A 22,898-nucleotide genomic window follows, 5' to 3' on the forward strand; every position below is an offset into this window, starting at 1 on the left:
GACACGACGTAAAGCGCGCCGTTCATCACGATGGGTCGGGTCGCAGCGCCCCCGCGCAGGGGGTCTGGTACACCTCGTCTCCGGTCTCAGGATCAAAGGCGCGCAGGGTGTCGTCGGAGGAGGCCACCCACAGTTTGCCATTTGCCAGGATCGGCCCGAAATGCGCAAAGATCGCCTGACGCCGCTTGAGCCTGCGGTTCGAGAAGAAGGGCAACGGTTGGGCCCAGATCTGTGCCCCGGTTTCAGCATCAAGACGCATCAGCTGATTGCGGTCAGACACAAAAAAGACCGAGCCACCGGCGGGCAGAACAGGACTGATCGCGCCCTCGTTCGCGGTCCACTTGCGTGCGCCGCCAAAGGCGTTCAGCGCGACCAGACGTCCCGCAGAGGTACCCGCATAGAGCGTGTCGCCATCCACCACCGGATCGGCGGTGATGTCGGACAGGTCATTATAGGCCACACCCCGGCGGCTGCCCGCAACGGCAGAGCCCCACACACGGATGCCCGACTGACGGAGAGCCGCAACCAATTCACCGGACCCGAACGGGAACACCACCACCCGGTCTGTCACCGCTGGCGAAGGGGCAGTTGCCAGAACGGCGGCTGCGGGTGACGCGGGCAGTTCCCACAAGATCCGCCCGTTGGTCAGGTCAATGGCCCAAGCGCGGTTGTCCCGGCTGACCAGATACATCGTGTCCCCTTGGAACGCGGGTGCCGTGATCGGCGCATCCAAGCGTTGCTGCCACTGCTCGGCCCCCGTGGCGGGATCCAGCGCATGCAACAGGCCAAAGCCGGTGGTGGCATAAAGCACCCCTTGGTGCAGCCCCAGGCCCCCGGCAGTGGCCTCTCCGGCCCGTTCGTAGGACGGCACAAGATCCTCGCGCCACAGAACGGCACCGGCCTCGTTCACGGCCGTAACAGCCCCCATGGAATCCATGGCGTAGATCACACCATTGGCGGCAACCGGGTCCGCGACAATGCGGTTGCGGCGTTTGTTGCCCGCCCCGATCGACGTTGACCAAACCGCCGTGGGCGTATCACTGGCCAACGCTGCATGGGGTGCGGTATTGCGCGATGTGCCCGCACGTGTCGGCCAAGCCTCCAACGGTTGTGCAGTGGACAGAGAAATCGGCGCAGTTGCAGAGCTTGCCTCACTGGGGGCGGTCGGGCGCACAGGCTCCCGCTCGCCCGGTAGAAACACTTTGCGGTCACTACAGCCCGCAAGGGCGGTCAGCACGAGGCCAATCATTAGGGTCTGTTTCATGTCGCTCGCGTGCCCCCGCGTCAGTCTATGCTTGCGTGTCGCCCCTATGCAGGCGTCACGTCACCGCCTAGCGCCACAATCAACTGCAATGCCCGGCGGCGCAACCCATCGGTTGCCCCCTCCGCCTCGCCCAGATCGCGCAGGATCGTGAGGGCGCCGTCGGTGTCGCCTGCCGCAATCGCACGCAGGGCCTGCTGTTCCATCGCCAAGGGCCGGAAGGTAGATCCCGGCGTGGCCAGTTCCTCAAGGATCCGCGTGTCTTGCGCCTCATCGCCGGTCCCGCCCGCCATCTGCGCCTTCAAAAGGGCCAACTGGCGATAGATTGGGGGCAGCCCGGGCCGCTCTGCCAAATCTTGCAAAACAGTCGCAGCCGTCGCCGGATCATCGGTGCCCGCAGCCACAGCCGCTGTGAAAAGGGCCAGCAGCATTTCCTGATCTTCGGTTTGCGCCGTGACGGTTGTCAGGGCCGCGCCCGGATCATCGGACGTCAGGGCCGCCAGCGCCGCGTCGCCAAACGCCTGCGCCCGGGCATTCTGCGTCGCGGACTGGTATTCAAACCACGCCGCATAGCCCACGATGCCCAGCACCATCAACAGGGGCAGCCATCCCCACCGCTTGGCCAAACGGTACAGGCGGTCCTTGCGCACTTCTTCGCTGACTTCGTCGATAAAGCTGTCCGTATTGGCCATGGTGTGCGCGTCCCCTAGATGTTGCGCGCTTTTAGCCCCGCAGCCCCCCTAAAGCCAAGTCCCTTCTGCGCATAGACCTGCTGCGCGCAGCCCCTTGCAAATAAATACCCTCGCGCGTAAATCTGAACTGGTCGGTTTAGCGTATTAAATTACATTACCGTTTGAATGAAAACCAAGGGTGCTTCTCCCCACCCGTCGGAGTACTGAAATGCGCGTGTTTCCTCTTATCACCGTGGCGCTGGTCGTGGTTGTCCTGTTCTTTGTCGTGTTGCAGCGTGATGCGCTGCTGGGCTTTGCCCGCGGCGAAGACACTGTGCCGGAGCCTGTGCAGAACCCAATTCCCGTTGCCGTGGCCGAGGCCAATGCAAACGAAGGCGAAGGGGCGGCAGTGCACGTGATCGCCCGCAAGTCTGTGGCGCAAGAGGTAGAGAACGCGGTGCGCCTGCGCGGCCAGACCGAGGCCGCGCGCCAAGTGGTGGTGCGGTCCGAGACCACCGGCCTTGTGATCTCCGAACCCTTACGCAAGGGCGCATTCGTAGAGGCTGACCAGATGCTTTGCCAGCTGGACCCCGGCACCCGCGCGGCCAGTCTGGCCGAGGCTGAGGCGCGCCTGACCGAAGCGCGCGCCCGTGGGCCCGAAGCAGAGGCGCGCATCGCCGAGGCGCAAGCCCGCCTGCAAGAAGCCGAAATCAACCAAACCGCTGCGGAGCGTTTGGGCGAGTCGGGATTTGCATCCACCACCCGGGTGGCCAACGCCGATGCCTCGCTCAGCTCCGCCCGGGCTGCGGTTCAGGCCGCGCAAACCGGGCTTGACAGTGTGGAGGCGGGGATCCAAGCCGCAGAGGCCGCGGTCCGCCGGGCCGAAGATGCCTTGCAAGAGTTGGATATCCGCGCGCCCTTTTCAGGCCTTTTGGAATCAGACACGGCCGAACTCGGCAGCTTGCTGCAACCCGGCGCGGCCTGTGCCACGGTGATCCAGCTGGACCCAATCAAATTGGTGGGCTTCGTGCCCGAAACCATGGTGGACCGTATCACCGTGGGTGCCCGTGCGGGCGCGCGCCTTGCCTCGGGTGGTGAAGTGGTCGGCCGTGTGACGTTCCTTTCGCGCTCTGCCGACAACCTGACCCGCACCTTCCGGGTAGAGGTCGAGGTGCCGAACGCCGATCTGTCCATCCGGGACGGGCAAACGGCCGAGATACTGGTGGAGGCCTCGGGCGAAACGGCGCACCTTCTGCCTGCGTCCTCCCTGACGTTGGATGACGACGGACGTCTCGGCGTGCGGTGGGTGGACGCGGACACCCGCGCGCGATTTGCCCCCGTGACCCTACTGCGCGACACACCCGAGGGCGTGTGGCTGGCGGGTCTGCCTGACGAAGTCACCGTGATCCTTGTGGGTCAAGAATACGTCATCGATGGTGTTAAGGTCGATGTTTCGTTCGAGGAGCTGACCCAATGACCGGTATAATCGACTGGGCCGCTGGCCGTGCGAAAATGGTCTTTGCCTTTGTGCTTTTGTCCATCTTGGCGGGCACAATTTCTTACGTTGGGCTGCCGAAAGAGGGCGAGCCTGACATCGACATCCCCGGCATCTTTGTCTCTGTCCCTTTCCCCGGCATCTCTGCCTCTGACAGTGAGAAGCTGCTGATCAAACCGATGGAAACCAAACTGTCGGAGTTGGACGGGCTGAAATCCTATAATTCCACTGCGTCTGAAAACTTTGCGGGCATCTTCCTCGAATTCGAATTCGGTTGGGACAAGACCGCCGTGATCGCCGACGTGCGCGACAAGATGGGACAGGCAGAGGCGGAGTTTCCGGCCGGGGCCGAACAATACGAGATCAACGAGATCAACTTTTCGGAATTCCCGATACTGGTCGTAAGCTTGGCCGGTGATGTGCCCGAACGCACTCTGCTGCGCCTTGCCAAGGACCTGCAAGACGACCTGGAGGGCATGGCCGCCATCCTGGAAGCGGAATTGGCCGGCGACCGGGACGAGATGTTGGAGGTCCTGATCGACCCCCTCGCCCTAGAGGCTTACAACGTCACGGCAGGCGAGCTGATCAGTGTTGTGTCCAACAACAACCTCTTGGTGGCCGCGGGTGCCGTGGAAACCGCATCCGGCGCGTTCCCGGTCAAGATCCCTTCGTCCTTCGATGAACCTGTGGATGTCTACAACCTGCCCGTCAAAACCAATGGCGACCGGGTCATCACGCTGGGCGATCTGGCGCAGATCAACCTGACATTCCAAGACCGCGTCAGCACCGCACGCTACAACGGGGATGCCACCGTGGCCGTGCAGGTGGTCAAGCGCAAGGGTTTCAACATCATGGACACCGCCGCCGAAGTGCGCACGGTCGTAGATGAAAAAGTCGCCGGTTGGCCGCAAGAGTTGCGCGATGCCGTCGAGGTCAGCGTGACTCTGGACCAATCGCGCGCCGTGCGCTCCATGGTTAGTCAGTTGGAAGGGTCGGTTCTGACCGCCGTGGCCCTCGTGATGATCGTTGTTCTTGCGTCCCTTGGGTCGCGGTCCGCCCTGCTGGTCGGCTTTGCGATCCCGACGTCGTTCCTGTTGTGCTTTGCCCTGCTGGCCGTGATGGGGGTCGCGATTTCGAACATCGTGATGTTTGGCCTGATCCTCGCCGTGGGCATGCTGGTGGACGGGGCCATTGTTGTGGTCGAATACGCCGACAAAAAACTGGCCGAGGGCAAGCCCCCCATGCAGGCCTATACCGAGGCCGCAAAGCGCATGTTCTGGCCCGTCGTCTCTTCCACGGCAACAACCCTGTGCGCGTTCTTGCCCATGCTGTTTTGGCCCGGCGTGCCCGGTGAGTTCATGGGCATGCTGCCGGTCACGCTGATCTTTGTTCTGTCCGCCTCCCTCGTGGTGGCGCTGGTCTACCTGCCGGTGATGGGGGCCTCGCAGGCCGTATGAGCCGGTTCTTCGAGGCCGGGTCCGAGGCCCTGCGCACCGTGGTGCCATGGTACATCGTGCGCGCCGTGCTGACAGTGCTGGGGGCCTACGCCATGTTCGTGGCCGCGATGCAGACGATCAATCCGCAGTACATCCTGCCCCTGCCCGAAACGCTGTCGCCGGTTCTGGCTCCCCTGCCCGGCGCGGTCATGTTCGCTTTGTCCGCTATGGCCATGTCGGTCCTGCTGGGATCGGTCACAGTCACTCGCAAGGCGACCCGCGTTCAAGGCCGCTACAAACGTACGCCCTTTGGCTGGTTCATTCACGCCATCGTAGGCAACCCGATCATGCCATTGGTGGCCATCGGGACGGTTCTGTTCACCGTGGTCAGCGTCTTCGGCTATTTTGGGCAGAACAACAACGGCGTTGAATTCTTCGTGGAGTCGGAAACAGAGCAGGCGATTGTCTACGTCCGCGCCCGGGGCAACCTGTCGCTGGATGAAAAGGACGCGCTGCTGAAACGGGCCGAGGAAATGGTTCTGGCCACCGCCGGTATCGAAAGCGCGTTCTCTTTTGCCGGGGACGGCGGGTTGAACCAGAACACCGGCGGGGCCTCTGCCCCACGCGACACCATTGGCCAAATCCAGATTGAGATCACACCATGGGAAGACCGGCCAACTGTGCTGCAAGATTGGTTCACCATCCCACTGATCAACTACACGGTGCAGACCCGTGTCGTGGACCCAGCCTTTGACGGGGACTTGATCGCAGACGATCTGCTGGCCCGGTTGCGCACATTGCCCGGGACCCAGTTTGACCTGCTGAACCAGTCCCGGGGCCCGGCATCGGGCAAACCGATCCACCTGCGCCTCAAGGGCAACAACTGGGAAGAGTTGCAAGCCGCGACCGCGCTGGCCCGCGCCCAGTTCGAAAACACCCCCGGCGTGGTTGATATCGAAGACACCCTGCCCCTGCCCGGCATCGACTGGGAGATCAACGTCGACGTGGAGAAGGCAGGCCGCTTCGGCGCGGATGTGGCGACCGTGGGGGCCATGGTCCAGCTGGTCACACGCGGTATCCTGCTGGATACGATGCGGGTCGACAGCTCCGACGACGAGATCGAGATCCGCGTGCGCCTGCCCGAAGAAGATCGCGTTCTATCCACACTGGACGAGCTGAGGGTGCGCACCGCCGAAGGCTTGGTCCCACTGGCCAACTTCATCACCCGTCAACCGGTCCCGCGTCTGGCCCAGATCGACCGGATCGACGGCTTGCGGTTCTTCGACGTCAAGGCGGACGCCGCCGCGGGCCTAGTCAAATTGGTCGACGCCGATGGCGCAACCGTGGATGTCGTGACCGAAAGCGAGGCCCAGAACTTCCCCGACCTGACCCGCGTGCCCGTCAATGGCAACGAACGGATCACCGCTCTGACCGAATGGCTGGACACCAATCCCCTACCCCAGGGTGTCAGCTGGGAGTGGACGGGCGACCAACAGGACCAAGAGGAATCCGGCGCCTTCCTGATGCAGGCGTTTGCCGGGGCGCTTGGTCTGATGTTCATCATCCTGCTGGCGCAGTTCAACTCGATCTACAACTCGGTTCTGGTGCTGCTGGCAGTAGTGCTGTCCACCACAGGCGTGTTGATCGGGATGCTGGTGATGGACCAGACATTCTCGATCATCATGACGGGCACAGGCATCGTTGCGCTGGCGGGGATCGTGGTGAACAACAACATCGTTCTGATCGACACCTACCAGGAATACAGCCGCTACATGCCGCGGCTGGAGGCGATTACCCGCACCGCTGAATCCCGCATCCGGCCCGTGCTGTTGACCACCCTGACGACAATGGCGGGCCTTGCCCCGATGATGTTCGGGCTGTCGTTCGACTTCATCGGCGGCGGCTATTCAGTCGAAAGCCCGACAGCCCTGTGGTGGATCCAGCTGGCAACGGCGGTGGTCTGGGGTCTTGGCGTCGCGACGATCCTGACCCTGATCTTTACGCCTGCGATGCTGGCCCTGCGCGTCTGGGTGGGCCACTACTTCTTCGCCATTGGGCGGGGGCTGGCGTGGCTTGGGGCGGCACGTGGATCGCGCCTGGTCGAGGATATGGCCCTGCGCCGTGCTGCCAAGCGCGAGGGGTTGCCGACCTTGCTGTGGGCCGAAGAGGACCCCGTCGAGGTGGTGACGCCCGAGCCTGAGATCAAAGCGGATCCATCGGCGCAGGACACACCTCCCCCGGATGGCGTACCCCTACGGGCGGCAGAATAAAGAACCGAGTTAAAAAAGGCCGCTCCTCGGAGCGGCCTTTTTCTTGGGAAACGAAAGGTGTCAGCCAGCAAGCGCCGCGTCGCACCTCCCGCAGACATCCTCGTTGGTATGGGTACCCACGTCGGGCAGCACCTTCCAGCAGCGCTGGCACTTGGCCCCATCCGCTTTGGCGAAGGTGACTGCAATCCCGGGCACATCTTCCAGCGTGAAGGCACCCTCGCCCGCCGCGTCGGTCGTGACGACCACGGCAGAGGTGATGCACAGATCGTCAAAGGCAACCGTGTCCAGCACGGCCTTGGTGTCCGCATCCACGTGGACGGTCGGCGCGGCCTCCAGGCTGGCACCGATGACCTTGTCCCGACGCTGGATTTCCAACGCCCCCGTCACAACCCGGCGGGCGCGGCGCACGGTGGCCCACTTCGCCGCCAGTGCCGCGTCCGCCCAATCCTCGGGCGTGTCCGGGATGTCGGTCAGGTGGATCGAACTGTCCTCGCCTGGGTGACGTTCCAGCCAGACCTCTTCCATGGTGAACACAAGGATTGGGGCCAGCCATGTCGTAATCCGGTGATAGAGCAGATCCAACACCGTGCGCGCAGCCCGGCGGCGGACGGTATCGCCGTCACAATAAAGCGCGTCCTTGCGCACGTCGAAGTAGAAGGCCGACAGATCCAGCGTCGCAAACTCAAACACGGCTTTCCACGCACCGGCAAAGTCGTAGGCCGCGTAGGCCGAGCGCACTTGGGTGTCCAACTCCGCCATCCGGTGCAGAACCCAACGCTCCAGCTCCGGCATATCGGCCACGTCTACACGGTCGGCCTCGGTGAAGTCCGCCAAGGATCCAAGCATGAAGCGCATGGTGTTGCGCAGCCGACGATAGCTGTCCGCCACCCCTTTCAGGATCTCCGGCCCGATGCGCAGGTCGGCGGTGTAGTCCGATTGCGCCACCCACAGGCGCAGGATGTCGGCGCCGTATTGGTCGATCACCTGTTGCGGGGCGATGGTGTTGCCGACGGATTTCGACATCTTCATGCCCTTCTCGTCCAGCGTGAACCCGTGGGTCAGCACCCCGCGATAGGGCGCGCGGCCCCGGGTGCCACAGGCCTGCAACATCGAGGAATGGAACCAGCCGCGGTGCTGGTCCGTCCCCTCCAGATACAGATCGGCCAACCCATCCTCGCTGCCATCTTCGCGGTCGCGCAGAACGAACGCATGGGTGGAGCCGCTGTCGAACCACACATCAAGAATGTCAAACACCTGGTTGTAATCATTGGCATTTACCAAATTTCCAAGGAAACGTTCCTTGGCACCGGGCTTGTACCAGGCATCCGCGCCCTCGGCCTCGAAGGCCTCCAAAACCCGGGCGTTCACTTCGGCGTTCTGCAACAGGAAATCCGGGTCCGTGGGCTTGGCGTCTTTCTTCACAAAACAGGTCAGCGGCACGCCCCATGCCCGTTGGCGCGACAGCACCCAGTCGGGCCTCGCTTCGATCATGGAATACAACCGGTTGCGCCCGGTTTGCGGGGTCCATGTGACAAGCTCATCGATAGAGGTAAGCGCGCGCTTACGAATGGTATCACCGTAGTCGTCCTGCCCATCGCCCACGGGCTTGTCGATGGCGGCGAACCACTGGGGGCGGTTGAGACGGATCACCGGGGCCTTGGACCGCCAGCTGTGGGCATCGCTGATCTTGATCCGCTTGCGCGCCAGCAGACCGCCGACCTCGACCAGTTTCTCGATCACAGCCTTGTTGGCCCCGCCGGGCTTGCCGTTGGACTTGATGATCTGCTGACCGGCAAAGAACGGCAGGTCGTCGCGATAGCTGGAATCGTCGAGGATGTTGTAGGTCATGGGCAGGCCATGTTTGACCCCGATGGCATAGTCGTCGTCGCCGTGGCTGGGTGCGGTGTGCACAAAGCCGGTGCCGGCATCCGCCGTGACGTGATCGCCGGGCAGCAGGGGCACGTCAAAGTCCCACTCACCGCCCGCCCCCTCGGCCCCGTTCAACGGGTGGGCGCAGGTCAGGGTTTCCAATTCCTCAGCCGTCACATCGCGCAGGCGTGTCCACTGCCCGTCTTCCAGACGCGCGGCACCCAGGGTGTCGGCGGCAAGGGCATCGGCCATCAGGTACTTGCCCCCCTTCACGGCCCAGCATTCCTCGGGCGTGTCGGTGACTTCGTACAGGCCATAGCTGATGCCCGGGCCAAAACAGATCGCGCGGTTTTGCGGGATCGTCCAAGGGGTCGTGGTCCAGATCACAACCATCGCGCCGGTCAGGTCTTCCGCCAGATCGAACAGAGTGCCGACAAAATCCGTCGCCTCGTCCAGCAGAGCCAACTTGGTGTTCGGCACCACGCGGAACGGCACCCAGATCGCGTCGGTCTGACGCTCGTGGTACTCCACCTCTGCTTCGGCCAGCGCGGTCTTTTCCACGGGCGACCACATCACGGGCTTGGACCCTTGATAGAGCGTGCCGTTCATCAGGAACTTCTGGAACTCTTCGGCAATCACCCGTTCGGCGTGAAAGTTCATGGTCAGGTAAGGATCGTCCCACTTGCCCGTGACACCCAGACGTTTGAATTCATCGCGCTGGATGTCGATCCATCCTTCGGCAAACTTGCGACATTCCTGACGGAACTCGACCACGTCCACGGCGTCCTTGTCGCGGCCCTTTTTGCGGTACTGTTCTTCGATCTTCCATTCGATGGGCAGGCCGTGGCAGTCCCAACCGGGGATATAGCGCGCATCCTTGCCCATCATCTGCTGGCTGCGCACCACCATGTCCTTGAGCACCTTGTTCAGCGCGTGACCGATGTGCAGATTGCCGTTCGCGTAGGGCGGGCCATCGTGCAGGGTGAACGGCTGTCGTCCCGTCTTCTCGCGCAGGCGGTCATAGATGCCGATCTCGGCCCAACGGGCCAGCCACGCCGGTTCGCGTTTGGGCAGACCAGCCCGCATGGGAAATTCGGTTTTGGGCAGATTAAGGGTGTCTTTGTAGTCGCGGGGTGCAGTCGCGTCAGAGGCCATGTCAGGCGTCCTTCATGTCTTGGGAATGGCAAAGGGGGCGGCGCGGGTGTCCATACGCCTGTGCCCGGCGGCTCAGTGCAGAGCGCCGGGGGTGATAATTCGAATGATGATCATCACATAACCCATCTTGAGGGGGAGTATAGGCCGCCAGCCCCGAGGCGGCAAGGCACTTTAGGACCGTCGGGACTGTAGACCGCGCGTCCATGAAACGCCGTAGTCGAGATGAAATTTCTCCAAGTGACAGGCTAACCGGTACGATGCTGAAGGTTATCGCTCGGGTGCGGTCGCTGTTGATCGTCATGTGAGGACCGCCGCTGCCACAGGCATTGGCCTGGACAACGTGCAGCTCAATCGCGGCTAGGGCGCTTGGCTAGGCGTTGACGTGGTCCCAGACCTTGGAGATCACCACCGACCCTTCGCCCACCGCACTTGCCACCCGTTTCACGGAGCCTGCGCGCACATCGCCCACGGCAAAGATGCCGGGGGTCGAAGTGGCATAGGGGCTGTCGGCGTTGGCACCGGTGATCACAAACCCCTTGGCATCCAACGCCACGTGATCGCGCAGCCAGTCCGTGTTGGGGGCCGCCCCGACCATTACAAAGACCGCGCCCGTGCGCAGGTCCCAATCCTGCCCGCTGGTCTTGTCGCGGATGGTGGCCCGTTCCAGCCGATCCGCGCCGTGCAGATCGCGCACTTCGGTGCGGTAGTGGATGGTGATGGCCGGATCCGCATCCAGCCGGTTGGACAGGTAGGACGACATGCTGGCCGCAAGACTGTCGCCGCGCACCATCAGGTGCACGTGACGGGCGTGACGACACAGGAACATCGCCGCCTGCCCCGCCGAATTGCCGCCCCCGATGATCACCACGTCTTGGTTCTTGCAAAACCGCGCCTCGATCTCTGTGGCCGCGTAGTAGATGCCCGCGCCCTCGAAATCCTCAAGGCGCGGGATGGGCAGGCGGCGGTACTGCACGCCCGTGGCCACCACAAGTGCGCGGGCACAGGTCTGGGTCCCGTCATCAAGGCCGACACAGAACACACCGTCCGCGCGCCGCTCGATTCCGACGGCCCGGCGGGGCACAGCAAAGCGGGTGCCGAACTTCATCGCCTGCACCTCGCCGCGCCAGCACAGATCTGCACCGGAGATCCCCGTGGGAAAGCCCATATAGTTCTCGATCCGGCTGGAAGTGCCCGCCTGCCCCCCGATGGTCGCGTCCTCAAGGACCAGCGCCGACAGCCCCTCTGCCCCGGCATAGACGGCCGCCGCAATCCCGCCCGGCCCGCCGCCCACGATCAACACATCATGCACCTCGCCCGGATCAAGGTTCAGGTCCAGACCGAACAGCCTGGCTACCTTGGCAGGCGTCGGCGCGTCGATCACCATGCTGTCCCCGAACAACAGCGCGGGGGCGCCGCCGGACAGGTTGCAGACATGCTCGAGGTCCTGCGCCTCTTTCTCGGCGTGATCCAGCACACGGAACGGAATGCGGTTGCGCGCGGCAAAGGCCGCGATGGCGCGTAGGTTGCGATCCTCGTCCAGCCCAATGAAGGTCAGGGCCGCACGGTTGCTTTCCAACAACCGCCGCCTGCGCGCTGCAAAAACGGTCACGATGATATCCGACATCTCGGGCATTTCGGACATCAGGCGCAGCAGATCCGTGCGGGGCACGGCAATCGCGCGTACATCCGTCACGGCCCGCTGTGGCAGCAGCGCCGCACCACCGGTCAGCATGGCAATTTCGCCTGTGAATTGGGTCGGGCCCAAGGTCGCATCGCCGTAGCGGGTGCCAAGCAGAGGGTCTACAGCCTCCGCCTGCCCTTCCAGGATATAGTACATCGTATCCAGCGGCTTGCCCAATTCAGTCATCATATCGCCCGCCGCAAAACGCACCTCGGTGCCCGCTTTGGACAAGGCGCGCACATGGGCGTCGGACAGGGGCGTGCGCACCATTGTGCGCAGATCAACAGCAAGGCTTTCCATGGGCTATTCCTTTTGGCCAAACAGCCCAGTCACGCTGCGCTTCATTATCACTGTCACCGAAGGTGGCTTGGCGGCGGCAAAGGGCAAGGGGCGACACACCTCCATCGCGGCCACGCCGACCCGGGCTGTGAGCGCTCCGTTCACCAACCCCTCGCCAAAGCGGCGGCTGATCTTGGAGAGCACGCCGCCCCCCGCGATGTGGCCGATCAGATCGTCCCCCACAGCGACCGCGCCCGTGGCCACCAAATGGGTCATGACGCTGCGCGCCAGACGCCAACTGCCAAAGGTGCCCCCACGCCCGCCGTAGATCTCTGCGATGCGGCGGATCATGCGCAGATTGGCGGTCAGGGCCGTCACCACATCGGCCAAGGCAAGGGGCACAAGGGCCGTAACCGTGGCGACCTGACGGGCGGCGGCCTCGACCTCGCGCGTCGCAGCTTGGTCCAGCGGGGCCAGCACATGGGCCTCGGCGGCGGCAAACAGGGCGGGCGCGTCAAAGATATCCGCCTGCACCTCGGCCAAGCGGTCGCGGCCCCAGCGGGTGTCCGCCCGCGCCCCATACATGCCGGTCAGGCGCGCGGTGACTTTGCGCGCCGCCGTCAGGTCCGTGGCCGCCAAGGCGTCCCGCTTGATCCCGTCGATCCGGCGCAAACGCGACAGGGCGGCGAGTTCCTTTACCGCCAACGCCAAGCCCACGACGATCAACGCCCCGAGCAATGCCGTCGCAATCCACCCCAGCACCGGGTTCGCGGCCAGCAGCGCAGTGGCAAAGTTCCACGCCGTGACGGACAGCACAAAACCCATGAGCGTCAGGACCAGCGCAAAGAACGCCCGTGCCAAGCGCGAAGGCCGCCGCGTCGCCAGCACCACCGCCGTTTGCATCGCCTGGCCCTGTGGCGCGTCATGGATGGGGGCCGCGTCCGCAGGGGACGGTGCGGGGTCTTCGATGTCGAATACCACGGGGCCTTGGGTCGGGTGGGTCATAGCACGCTTCTCCCGCGCAGACGGTCGGCCAGCAGAAACTCCGCCGCTTGGTCCAGCCGGATGTGTGGCGGGCCGGACCCCGGGCGCAGGGAATTGGGCGCAGGGGCAAACCGCATGATGTTGTAATCCCCGCCCAGCCATGCCTCTGCCGCTTCGCGCGCAGGGGTCAGCAGTTGGTTGGGATCAGCGGGCAGCGCCCCGGGATAGAGCGCGGCTTCCTTGCCAGTGTCCAGCAACCGCCCCCGCACCACGCCAAGGTCCCGTCCCTGATGGCTGCGGGTTTCCTCGACCGTGCACCGCAGCGACGCGATCGACATCGCCGCCGTCTGTGCGCCCGCGAAATCGGCGCGGTCCTTGGCGTCTCGCACCAGCGCCTCGGTCAGCGCGGTCAGGCTGGCGTGTTGTTCGTGGTGCAGGTGATCGGCCTTGGTGGCCGCGAACAGCACCTTGTCCACTTTGCGCCCGGCAAACAGTTGCGTCAGAAAGGCATTGCGCCCGGGCCGAAACGCGCCCAACAGGTCAGACAGCCCAAGGCGCAGATCATCCACAGCGCGCGGGCCGGCATGTACCGCGCCCAACACGTCTGCCAGAATGATCTGCCGGTCGATCCGCGAGAAATGATCCCGAAAGAAGGGCCGCACCACTTGGGACTTATAGGCGTCGAACCGCCGGGCCATCTCGCGGCCCAATGACCCGCGCGCGGTGCTGGCATCGGGCAAGGGGGCAAAGGTCAAGGCGGGCGACCCGGCCAGATCCCCGGGCAACAGGAACCGCCCCGGCGTCAGGTCATAGGCGCCCTTGCCGCGGGCGACCTGCAAGGCGTCTGCGTAAGCGGTGGCTAACGCCGATGCCACCGGTTCGTCATGTTTTGCGGCGCTGTCCACGGCGCGGGCCTGCGCCAGATAGTCTGCGGCGCCCCACCGCTCTGCCCGGGCGAAGGCGCGCTTGGTCCAGGTGGCGTAGTCCATATCCAACAGGGCAAGGTCCAAAAGCCATTCCCCCGGATAATCCACGATATCCAAGTGGACCGTCCGCGCCCCGCGCAGACCGCCCAGCAGGCCGCCCGGTTGCACCCGCAGGGACACGCGCAGCTCGCTGATGGCACGGGTGCCTTCGGGCCAATGGGGCGTTGTGCCGGTCAGGGCAGACAGATGCGCCTCGTAGTCGAACCGGGGCACGGTGTCGTCGGGCTGGGGCTGCAGGAACGCGGCCTCTATGGCGGGCGAGAACCCGGGCATCCGCCCCCGGTCCAACAAATTGGCCACCAGCGAAGTGATGAACACCGTCTTGCCTGCCCGGCTTAGACCTGTCACGCCAAGGCGGATCACAGGCTCCAGAAAGGTCTCGGACACGGCGTCGCCAACCCCTTCGACAGTGCGGACCAATGCGTCCGCCACGCGGCCTACGACCATGCTGTTTCCTTCTCGTTTCCTTAACAATAGGGACGGCGTCCGCCCTTGTGTAGGGGGGATGCCGCGCTACCCCTTCCCCATGCCAAGATATGCGATGCAAGTGGAATACGACGGGCGGCCCTACGCGGGGTGGCAACGTCAGAACGGGCCTGCCACGGTTCAACAAACCCTGGAGGAAGCCTTGCGCACCATAGACCCGTCGGTGCCGTCCATCGGTGCGGCGGGCCGCACAGACGCAGGGGTGCACGCCACGGGGCAAGTCACCCATGCGGACCTGTCGCGGACATGGGAGCCCTTCCGCCTGTCCGAGGCGGTGAACTACCACCTGAAGCCGGCCCCCATCGCCATCACCGCTTGCGCGGCTGTGGCCGACGATTGGCACGCGCGATTTTCAGCGTTGGAGCGGCGCTACACCTTTCGCCTGATCGCCCGCCGCGCGCCCCTGACCACGGACAAGGGGCTGGCGTGGCGCGTGCCGGGGCCGCTGACCCTTGCGCCGATGCAGCAGGCCGCGCAGCACCTGATCGGCACCCATGACTTCACCACCTTCCGCGCATCCATCTGTCAGGCCAAGTCGCCCGTGAAATCCATCGACGAGATCACGATCACCGAACACCCCTACCCCGGCGGACAAGAGTTTCGCTTTCACCTGCGCGCGCGCAGCTTTCTGCACAATCAGGTCCGCTCGATCGTCGGCACCCTCGAACGGGTCGGTGCGGGGGCGTGGCCCCCGCGCGCGTCCGTGACGCCCTTGCCGCCTGTGACCGCGCCGCCTGTGGTCCGGTTTCGCCCCCTGACGGGCTGACGCTGACCGGGGTGTCTTACCCCACGTCCCCCTTCATTGGGTCTTAAATCCCCCGGGGGTGTGGGGGCTGGCCCCCACCCGCCGTCCCCTGCGCGCCTTTGGCCACTTGCGCGACGCCTGAATTGGTATAGAAAGTTTACCAATATAAGGATCGGAGCCAAACATGCCAGTCATCACCAATATCGAAGACCTCAAACGGATCTACGCCCGGCGCACACCCAAGATGTTCTACGACTACACCGAAAGCGGGTCGTGGACGGAACAGACGTTCCGCGAGAACACGTCCGACTTTGAAAAGCTGCGCCTGCGCCAGCGGGTCGCCGTGGACATGACGGGCCGGACCACCAAGTCCACCGTGCTGGGGCAAGAGGTGTCCATGCCCGTGGCCCTGGCCCCCGTTGGCATGACCGGGATGCAGCACGCGGATGGCGAGATCAAAGCCGCCCGTGCCGCCGAAAAATTCGGCGTGCCGTACTGCCTGTCCACCATGTCGATCTGCTCCATCGAGGATGTGGCCGAACACACGACCAAACCGTTCTGGTTTCAGGTCTACACCCTCAAGGACGACGACTTCATGCGCAGGCTTCTGGACCGGGCCAAGGCCGCCGGGGTGGAAACCATTGTCATTACCGTGGACCTGCAACTGTTGGGCCAGCGGCACAAGGATCTGAAAAACGGGCTGTCCGCCCCCCAAACCCACCCTGAAAACCATGGCCAATCTGGCCACGAAATGGGCGTGGGGCCTTGAGATGCTACAGACCAAGCGGCGCTTCTTTGGCAACATCGTGGGCCACGCCGAAGGCGTGGGCGACCCGGCCAGCCTGATGGAATGGACCGCAAACGCCTTTGACCAATCGCTGGATTGGGACCGGATCAAGGTGTTGCGCAAGATGTGGGGCGGCAAGGTGATCATCAAGGGGATCCTCGATGCCGAAGACGCCCAAAAGGCCGTGGATGTGGGCGCGGACGCCATCATCGTGTCCAACCACGGCGGGCGGCAGTTGGACGGGGCGCTGTCCTCGATCCGCGTCCTGCCCCAAGTGGTGGAGGCCGTGGGCGACAAGATCGAGGTCCACATGGACAGCGGCATCCGGTCCGGCCAAGACGTGCTGAAGGCCGTGGCCATGGGCGCCAAAAGCTGCATGATCGGGCGGGCCTATATTTACGGCCTCGGCGCGCAGGGCGAGAAGGGTGTCACAAAGGCGCTGGAGGTGATCCACAAGGAACTCGACACCACCATGGCCCTGTGCGGACGGACCGACATCAACACGGTCGACAGCTCCATCCTTCTGATCCCCGAGGGGTTCACCGGACGCTGGGAAAACCTGCACAACCGCGCAGGCTAGACCCCAAAGCGGCGGGCCAGCACAAGCGTCAGGACGGGGATCAATGCCAGAACCCCGGCCACCGCGGCGAACGCCATGCGCAGCCCGCCCCATTCGGCCAACAGGCCCACAAGTCCCGGGGCCAGCATGAACCCCAGAAACCCAATCACCGCGACCCGTGCGATGGCGCGGGTCCGGTGTTCGGGCGGGCACAGCCTGCCAACCATGGCGATGCCCAAGGGCCCGATCACAGAGACGCCCAGTCCCAGCAGCGCAAACCCGATGTAGGCCACCACGGGCGATCCGGCAAAGGCGGCGATCAGGGTGCCGGTGATGGTGATCAACCCCGCCACCTCGATAATCAGGCGATCGGGGTAGCGTGACGTGATCACCTGCCCAAAGAACCGCCCCACCGTCATCGTCAGGCCCAGCAAGGCCGGACCCAATGCACCTTGGGCCGCGATCCCGCCAAGGGTGCGTTCGATGTGCAGGGCGGACCACGCCTCGACCGCGGCCTCTGCGGTAAAGGCCACCATGACGATCCCCCCACACAGCAGGACCGGCAAGAAGGGCAGACATTGGGCGGGGGCGTTCGGGTCCGAAGGGGCCTGGGTACTGGCGCAGCGCACAAACGGTACGGCGCACAGGGCCAATATCGCGGCGGTGGTCAAAATCTCGGCCGGCGAGAACGCGGCTTGGCGGGCCAGCCCCGTGGCAATGGCCGACAGCCCGTAAGCCAGGCTGAAGCTGCCATGACCTGCGTTCATCAAGGGGCGGGCATAATGCGCCTCCAACTCTGAGGTGCGCGCGTTCACCACCACGTCCACAAGGCCCGAACACATGCCCAGCAGGATCATCACCACAAACAGCGACAGGCCGGAATTCGTATGCCCGGGCAGCAAAAACGCACCAGCCAGCATCACCATCCCCACCGGCAGGGCATTGATCCGCAACGAGGCATCGAACTTGGGCGCCAGCCACATGGTCGGCAGCAACCCGATGGCCGTGCCCATCAACAACAGCCCGAACGTCGCATCACTTGCCCCCACTTGCGCCTTGATTGCCGGGGCTTGCGCCGCGAAACTGCCCCACAGCAAGCCCAGCACCGCAAACGCCACAGACGGGCGGCGGTTCAAACGCAAGGCAGTGATCAGGTCGTTCAGCACGGACATGGCCCCCGCTAGCGCCTTTGTGACAACGGTGCAACGGCACAGGGCACCCGCAGACGGAACACTGTGTGATTGCTATGACGACAATGACCCAAGGCGGCGCCGGAATCGCCTTGCGTTTTGACCCCTGCCCCTGTAACGCCACGACCTGTTGGGCCTACACCCTGGAGGAGGCCCCTTAATGTATGGAGAATTATCATGGCTGGAGAGATTCCAGATCTCGTCGTAGAGGCACGCGCGGGGACAGGCAAGGGAGCCGCCCGTCAAGCACGTCGCGATGGCAAAGTACCCGGTGTGGTTTATGGCGGCGGCGCGGACCCCGTTGCAATCGAAATGCCCTTCAACGTGCTGCTCAAGCGCCTGAAGGCTGGGCGGTTCATGTCCACCCTGTTCAACCTGAAGATGGAAGGCGCCGAAGATGTGCGCGTGATCTGTCGCGGTGTGCAGCGTGACGTGGTCAAAGACCTGCCCACACACGTGGATTTCATGCGCCTGCGTCGCACGTCCAAAGTGTCCCTGTTCATCCCCGTTGATTTCACCGGCGAAGAAACCTCGCCCGGGATCAAGAAGGGTGGCGTGTTGACTGTTGTGCGCCCCGAGGTGGAACTGAACGTGACCGCTGGCGATATCCCCGAAAGCATCACGGTCGACATCTCGACCCTGAACGTCGGCGACACCGTGACGATTTCCGACGTGACCCTGCCCGAAGGGGCCAAGCCCACGATCGACCGCGATTTCGTCATCGCCAACATCTCTGCCCCCTCGGGTCTGCGTTCGTCCGAGAACGAAGCCGAAGACGGCGAAGAAGAAGCCGCAGAAGAATAAGCCCGACTTACGTCGAGGTGACAGCGCGCGCGAGGGGCCCCTTGCGCGCGCTTTTCTTTTGGGGCCGTTGGGTTATTTTGGGCACAAGGGGGACAGGCGATGATCATTTTCACAGGGCTGGGCAATCCGGGCGCAAAATACGCCGCCAACCGCCACAACATCGGGTTCATGGCGATGGACCGGATCGCCGCCGATCACGGCTTTGCCCCTTGGCGGTCCAAGTTTCAGGGCCAACTGTCCGAAGGACGTTTGGGCGGCGAAAAGGTGATCCTGTTCAAGCCCGAGACCTTCATGAACCGATCCGGCCAACCCCTCGCCGCCGCCATGCAGTTTTTCAAATTGACCCCGGCCTCACTGACCGTGTTCCACGACGAGCTTGACCTCGCCCCCGGGAAGGTGCGTGTCAAACAGGGGGGCGGCCATGCGGGGCACAACGGGTTGCGATCCATCCACCAGCACCTTGGCCCCGACTACGCCCGCGTGCGTCTGGGCATCGGGCATCCGGGGCACAAGGACCGTGTGGCCGGATACGTGTTGTCGGACTTTGCCAAGGCCGAACAGGGCTGGCTGGACGATGTCATGCGCGGCATCAGCGACGGTGCGGCGCAGCTGGCCGATGGGGACAGCGCCAAGTTCCTGAACGCCGTCGCCCTGCGCGTCGCCCCGCCCCGCAGCGGGACGGGGAAACAGGGCGCAAAACCCGCGCCCAAGCCCGATACCGCGTCGGGGGGAAATCGGGGGTGGTTTCGGGGGGGATTTCGGGGGATGCCAAAACGCCGGAAAAAGAACCCACGGCCCTCGAAAAATTGATGCAGAAATTCAGATAGGACGAACATGACCAACCGCCCGCCAATCGAACCCTCCGTCAATGTTCTGGATGGACCGCTGCAAAGTTGTTCCCTTGATCCTGTGACCGGATTCTACCGCAACGGGTGCTGCGACACGGGCCCCATGGACGGCGGCAGCCATACCGTGTGTGCCGTAATGACCGAGGGGTTTTTGGCCTATTCCAAGTACCTCGGCAACGACCTGTCCACCCCAAGGCCCGAGTTCAACTTTCCCGGCCTCAAGCCCGGTGACCAATGGTGCCTGTGTGCGTCGCGCTTTTTGCAGGCCCATGACGAAGGGGTCGCGCCCAAGGTCAATCTCGCCTCGACCCACAAGGCCGCGTTGCGCATCGTGGATATGGAGGTGCTGGCGCAATACGCACTGGACGTATCGGAGTGATCGACACCTTTGCATTTTGCGATTGACCCATAGGGGCTGTTTTCTTAGTGTCATCGGGCCAATGGGGTTGTTCGAAAGAATTCCCATGGCTCTGAGGCTTGCGCCTGCCAGGGCCGGTGCAACCACCGGTCCTGGTTTTCAGAGCCACAGAATGAAGGCCGTGCGACTGGACCCGCACGGCCTTTTTCTGTGTCATTACAGGCATGTAGGCACGAAAAAAGGGGCAGTCCCCTGCCCCTTTACATCGAAATCTAAGCGCGATTATTCGACGCTGCGCCCCTCGGGGCCAGTCATGTCAAAACCAAGCGCACGCGCCACCGTAAAGATATCCTTATCACCACGCCCGCACATGTTCATGCAGATGATGTGGTCCTTGGGCAGGTTCGGCGCGATCTTCATCACATGAGCCAACGCGTGGCTGGGTTCAAGGGCGGGGATGATCCCCTCTTGCGCACAGCAGACTTGGAACGCTTCCAACGCCTCCTTGTCGGTGATCGCGACATACTCGGCGCGCCCAATATCGTGCAGCCAAGCATGTTCCGGCCCGATGCCGGGGTAGTCGAGACCCGCAGAAATCGAGAAACCTTCGAGGATTTGGCCATCATCGTCTTGCAGCAGATAGGTGCGGTTGCCGTGTAGAACGCCGGGGCGACCGCCCGTTAGGGACGCGCAGTGTTCCATCTTGGCGTTCACACCCTTGCCGCCCGCCTCGACCCCAATGATGCCGACCTCTTTGTCGTCCAGAAACGGGTAGAACAGGCCCATGGCGTTGGACCCACCACCGATCGCAGCGATCAGAGTATCGGGCAAACGCCCCTCCGCAGCCAGCATCTGTTCACGCGCTTCCTTACCGATGATGGCTTGAAAATCACGGACCATGGCGGGGTACGGGTGCGGCCCGGCGACCGTACCAATGCAGTAGAACGTATCGCGCACGTTGGTGACCCAATCGCGCAGGGCATCGTTCATGGCGTCCTTCAGGGTGCCCCGACCGCTGGTCACGGGGATCACCTCGGCCCCCAGCAGGCGCATACGGAACACGTTTGGCGCCTGACGTTCCACATCGTGGGCGCCCATGTAGACCACGCATTTCAAACCGAATTTCGCGCAAACTGTGGCCGTCGCAACACCGTGTTGCCCCGCCCCCGTTTCCGCGATGATCCGGGTCTTGCCCATGCGGCGGGCCAGAATGATCTGTCCCAGCACGTTGTTGATCTTGTGCGCGCCGGTGTGGTTCAGTTCGTCCCGCTTGAGGTAGATCTTGGCCCCGCCCAGATGGTCCGTCAGACGCTCCGCAAAGTAGAGCGGTGAGGGACGGCCCACGTAATGCGTCCAAAGGTAGTGCATCTCGTCCCAGAAGCTCTGGTCGGTCTTGGCGTGTTCGTACTGCGCCTCCAGCTCCAAGATCAGCGGCATCAAGGTTTCGGAGACGAAACGGCCCCCGAAGTTGCCGAAACGACCGTTTTCGTCAGGTCCGGTCATAAATGAATTGATGAGGTCTTCGGCCATGGTCGTTCCTCCGGTGGGGTGCATTGGGATGTGTTAAAAGAGCCAGCGGATCGGCGCAAGCTAGTCCTGTGCCGACTGAACGAAGGCCGCAATCTTGGCGGGATCTTTGATACCGGGCGCCGCCTCCACCCCGGAGGACACGTCAAGCTGTTTGGCTCCCGTGCGTCGCGCGGCCCCGGCGGCATTGTCGGGCGTCAGGCCACCTGCCAGCATCCACGGTTTGGCCCAATACTTGCGCGTCGCCAAAAGTTGCCAATCGAATGCAAGCCCGTTGCCGCCGGGCAGGTCCGCACCCTTGGGCGGTTTGGCGTCGATCAGCAATTGATCCGCAACCACAGAGTACAAGTCGATATCGGCAAGGTCAGAGGCATTCGCAATCCCGATGGCCTTCATCACCGGCAGACCGTAACGCGCGCGGACCGCTGCCACACGCTGGGGCGTCTCGTGGCCGTGCAGTTGGATCATGTCCAAGGGCACTTTTGACGTGATCGCATCCAGCGTTGCGTCGTCCGCGTCCACAGTCAAAGCCACCTTGGCCAGCCCCAATGGTGCGTGAACGGCCAGCCCTGCGGCCTGGTCCACAGTGACGTTGCGCGGGGACTTCTCAAAAAACACAAAGCCCGCGTAAAGCGCACCAGCGGCGGCCGCAGCATCCACATCGGACGTTCGGGTCAGTCCACAAATTTTGACGGAAATCGCCACAATCGGCTACTTGGCGCCGTCTAGCAGCGCAAGCACGTCGTCACCGCTGTCCGTTGTCTTGGCCTTTTTGACTTCGCGGGCAAGGCGGTTCGCCTCTGACCGGGCGCGCACGGCCTCGGCGCGGTGCTTGTGCTCGCGGAACCATTCCCAGACGAAACCGATCAGAACACCACCAATCAGACCACCGAACACGACGACATACAGGGGCAGGCTGATCGAAATCGGCATGTTCATCAGCCCGGCCAAATCAGCGGGCAAAAGGTTCAGGGTGACGACCTGACGGTTCGCAAGGGCCACCGTTACAAGGCAAATCGCAAGGACCGCCAAGAATGCATACCGCAGAAAACGCATGGCTAGTCCTTTCCGTTCAAACGGTCGCGCAGCAGCTTGCCGGTCTTGAAGAAGGGCACGTGTTTCTCCTCCACCTGCACCGTTTCGCCTGTGCGCGGGTTGCGGCCCACTCGGGCGTCACGTCGTTTGACCGAAAACGCGCCAAAACCGCGCAGCTCCACACGGTCGCCATCGGCCATTGCTTCGATAATCGTGTCGAAAATTGTATTCACGATGCGTTCCACATCACGTTGGTACAGATGCGGATTATCATCCGCGATCTTTTGGATCAGCTCGGAACGTATCATGCGTGGCGTCCTCCCCAGAGTGGCCGAATTATTCCCAAGTATAGGGCAAGTTGGCAGCGAACCGAAACGCCCTTGTCATGGTTTTTTGATCCTTTTGCCCGGCAAACTGCAAAAAAGTGCGCGCTGCGTTAGGGTTACAGGCGCGACCAGCCCGTTGGGCGGTA

At 63.4% G+C, this 22,898-nt stretch carries 15 protein-coding genes and 3 pseudogenes; 7 read left to right on the plus strand and 11 right to left on the minus strand.

Annotation, left to right across the window (positions count from 1 at the left end):
• Nucleotides 1-25: 25 nt before the first annotated feature.
• Both ACZ1G0_RS10805 and ACZ1G0_RS10810 read right to left on the minus strand, forming a co-directional pair.
• On the minus strand, nucleotides 26-1,264 hold the full coding sequence (locus ACZ1G0_RS10805; protein WP_472736944.1) for a PQQ-binding-like beta-propeller repeat protein: 1,239 nt from the start codon (nucleotides 1,262-1,264) through the stop codon (nucleotides 26-28).
• A 44-nt stretch (nucleotides 1,265-1,308) separates the two neighbouring features.
• Nucleotides 1,309-1,953, minus strand: coding sequence for a hypothetical protein (locus ACZ1G0_RS10810; protein ID WP_472736945.1), 645 nt, complete (start codon nucleotides 1,951-1,953; stop codon nucleotides 1,309-1,311).
• A 208-nt stretch (nucleotides 1,954-2,161) separates the two neighbouring features.
• Here ACZ1G0_RS10810 and ACZ1G0_RS10815 point away from each other — a divergent pair, with 208 nt between their 5' ends.
• Both ACZ1G0_RS10815 and ACZ1G0_RS10820 read left to right on the plus strand, forming a co-directional pair.
• On the plus strand, nucleotides 2,162-3,409 hold the full coding sequence (locus tag ACZ1G0_RS10815; RefSeq protein ID WP_472736946.1) for an efflux RND transporter periplasmic adaptor subunit: 1,248 nt from the start codon (nucleotides 2,162-2,164) through the stop codon (nucleotides 3,407-3,409).
• Nucleotides 3,406-7,133: pseudogene (locus ACZ1G0_RS10820) on the plus strand (efflux RND transporter permease subunit). Before ACZ1G0_RS10815 ends, ACZ1G0_RS10820 begins: the two are co-directional and overlap by 4 nt.
• 60 nt (nucleotides 7,134-7,193) lie before the next feature.
• On the opposite strand, the gene ileS reads toward ACZ1G0_RS10820, so the two are convergent.
• The 4 genes from ileS to ACZ1G0_RS10840 all read right to left on the minus strand — a co-directional run bounded on the left by ileS (nucleotide 7,194) and on the right by ACZ1G0_RS10840 (nucleotide 14,534).
• Complete coding sequence (ileS, locus tag ACZ1G0_RS10825) at nucleotides 7,194-10,157, minus strand: isoleucine--tRNA ligase (protein WP_472736947.1); 2,964 nt, start codon at nucleotides 10,155-10,157, stop codon at nucleotides 7,194-7,196.
• Between the two features lie 370 nt (nucleotides 10,158-10,527).
• Entirely contained in the window at nucleotides 10,528-12,138 is a 1,611-nt protein-coding gene (locus ACZ1G0_RS10830) for an FAD-dependent oxidoreductase (protein ID WP_472736948.1), read from the minus strand.
• A 3-nt stretch (nucleotides 12,139-12,141) separates the two neighbouring features.
• The gene (locus ACZ1G0_RS10835; RefSeq protein WP_472736949.1) at nucleotides 12,142-13,122 is read right to left on the minus strand and encodes a YcjF family protein; all 981 of its coding nucleotides are present in this window, start codon (nucleotides 13,120-13,122) and stop codon (nucleotides 12,142-12,144) included.
• Nucleotides 13,119-14,534, minus strand: coding sequence for a YcjX family GTP-binding protein (locus ACZ1G0_RS10840; protein WP_472736951.1), 1,416 nt, complete (start codon nucleotides 14,532-14,534; stop codon nucleotides 13,119-13,121). The genes ACZ1G0_RS10835 and ACZ1G0_RS10840 overlap by 4 nt, the downstream gene beginning before the upstream one ends.
• 79 nt (nucleotides 14,535-14,613) lie before the next feature.
• On the opposite strand from ACZ1G0_RS10840, the pseudogene truA reads away from it, so the two are divergent.
• Nucleotides 14,614-15,386, plus strand: a pseudogene (gene truA / locus ACZ1G0_RS10845) (tRNA pseudouridine(38-40) synthase TruA).
• Nucleotides 15,387-15,502: 116 nt separating this feature from the next.
• A pseudogene (locus ACZ1G0_RS10850) lies at nucleotides 15,503-16,685 on the plus strand (alpha-hydroxy acid oxidase).
• Here the strand turns inward: ACZ1G0_RS10850 and ACZ1G0_RS10855 are convergent.
• Complete coding sequence (locus tag ACZ1G0_RS10855; RefSeq protein ID WP_472736952.1) at nucleotides 16,682-17,836, minus strand: MFS transporter; 1,155 nt, start codon at nucleotides 17,834-17,836, stop codon at nucleotides 16,682-16,684. The pseudogene ACZ1G0_RS10850 and the gene ACZ1G0_RS10855 overlap by 4 nt on opposite strands.
• 195 nt (nucleotides 17,837-18,031) lie before the next feature.
• On the opposite strand from ACZ1G0_RS10855, the gene ACZ1G0_RS10860 reads away from it, so the two are divergent.
• The 3 genes from ACZ1G0_RS10860 to ACZ1G0_RS10870 all read left to right on the plus strand — a co-directional run bounded on the left by ACZ1G0_RS10860 (nucleotide 18,032) and on the right by ACZ1G0_RS10870 (nucleotide 19,885).
• Entirely contained in the window at nucleotides 18,032-18,658 is a 627-nt protein-coding gene (locus tag ACZ1G0_RS10860) for a 50S ribosomal protein L25/general stress protein Ctc (RefSeq protein WP_472736953.1), read from the plus strand.
• A 99-nt stretch (nucleotides 18,659-18,757) separates the two neighbouring features.
• Entirely contained in the window at nucleotides 18,758-19,468 is a 711-nt protein-coding gene (gene pth, locus ACZ1G0_RS10865) for an aminoacyl-tRNA hydrolase (protein ID WP_472736954.1), read from the plus strand.
• Between the two features lie 24 nt (nucleotides 19,469-19,492).
• The gene (locus ACZ1G0_RS10870) at nucleotides 19,493-19,885 is read left to right on the plus strand and encodes a DUF2237 family protein (RefSeq protein ID WP_472736955.1); all 393 of its coding nucleotides are present in this window, start codon (nucleotides 19,493-19,495) and stop codon (nucleotides 19,883-19,885) included.
• Nucleotides 19,886-20,146: 261 nt separating this feature from the next.
• Here the strand turns inward: ACZ1G0_RS10870 and trpB are convergent, their stop codons facing one another.
• The 4 genes from trpB to ihfB are packed head-to-tail and all read right to left on the minus strand — an operon-like array spanning nucleotide 20,147 to nucleotide 22,734.
• Nucleotides 20,147-21,394, minus strand: coding sequence for a tryptophan synthase subunit beta (trpB, locus tag ACZ1G0_RS10875; RefSeq protein WP_472736956.1), 1,248 nt, complete (start codon nucleotides 21,392-21,394; stop codon nucleotides 20,147-20,149).
• A gap of 60 nt (nucleotides 21,395-21,454) precedes the next feature.
• Nucleotides 21,455-22,099: a phosphoribosylanthranilate isomerase gene (locus tag ACZ1G0_RS10880; protein ID WP_472737798.1), complete on the minus strand. Its 645-nt coding sequence runs from the start codon at nucleotides 22,097-22,099 to the stop codon at nucleotides 21,455-21,457.
• Between the two features lie 3 nt (nucleotides 22,100-22,102).
• Nucleotides 22,103-22,447: a lipopolysaccharide assembly protein LapA domain-containing protein gene (locus ACZ1G0_RS10885; RefSeq protein WP_472736957.1), complete on the minus strand. Its 345-nt coding sequence runs from the start codon at nucleotides 22,445-22,447 to the stop codon at nucleotides 22,103-22,105.
• Between the two features lie 2 nt (nucleotides 22,448-22,449).
• Nucleotides 22,450-22,734, minus strand: a complete 285-nt coding sequence (gene ihfB, locus ACZ1G0_RS10890) for an integration host factor subunit beta (protein ID WP_472736958.1) — start codon at nucleotides 22,732-22,734, stop codon at nucleotides 22,450-22,452.
• Nucleotides 22,735-22,898: the final 164 nt, after the last annotated feature.

The organism is Thalassobacter sp. HA4-2 (genome assembly GCF_055693705.1).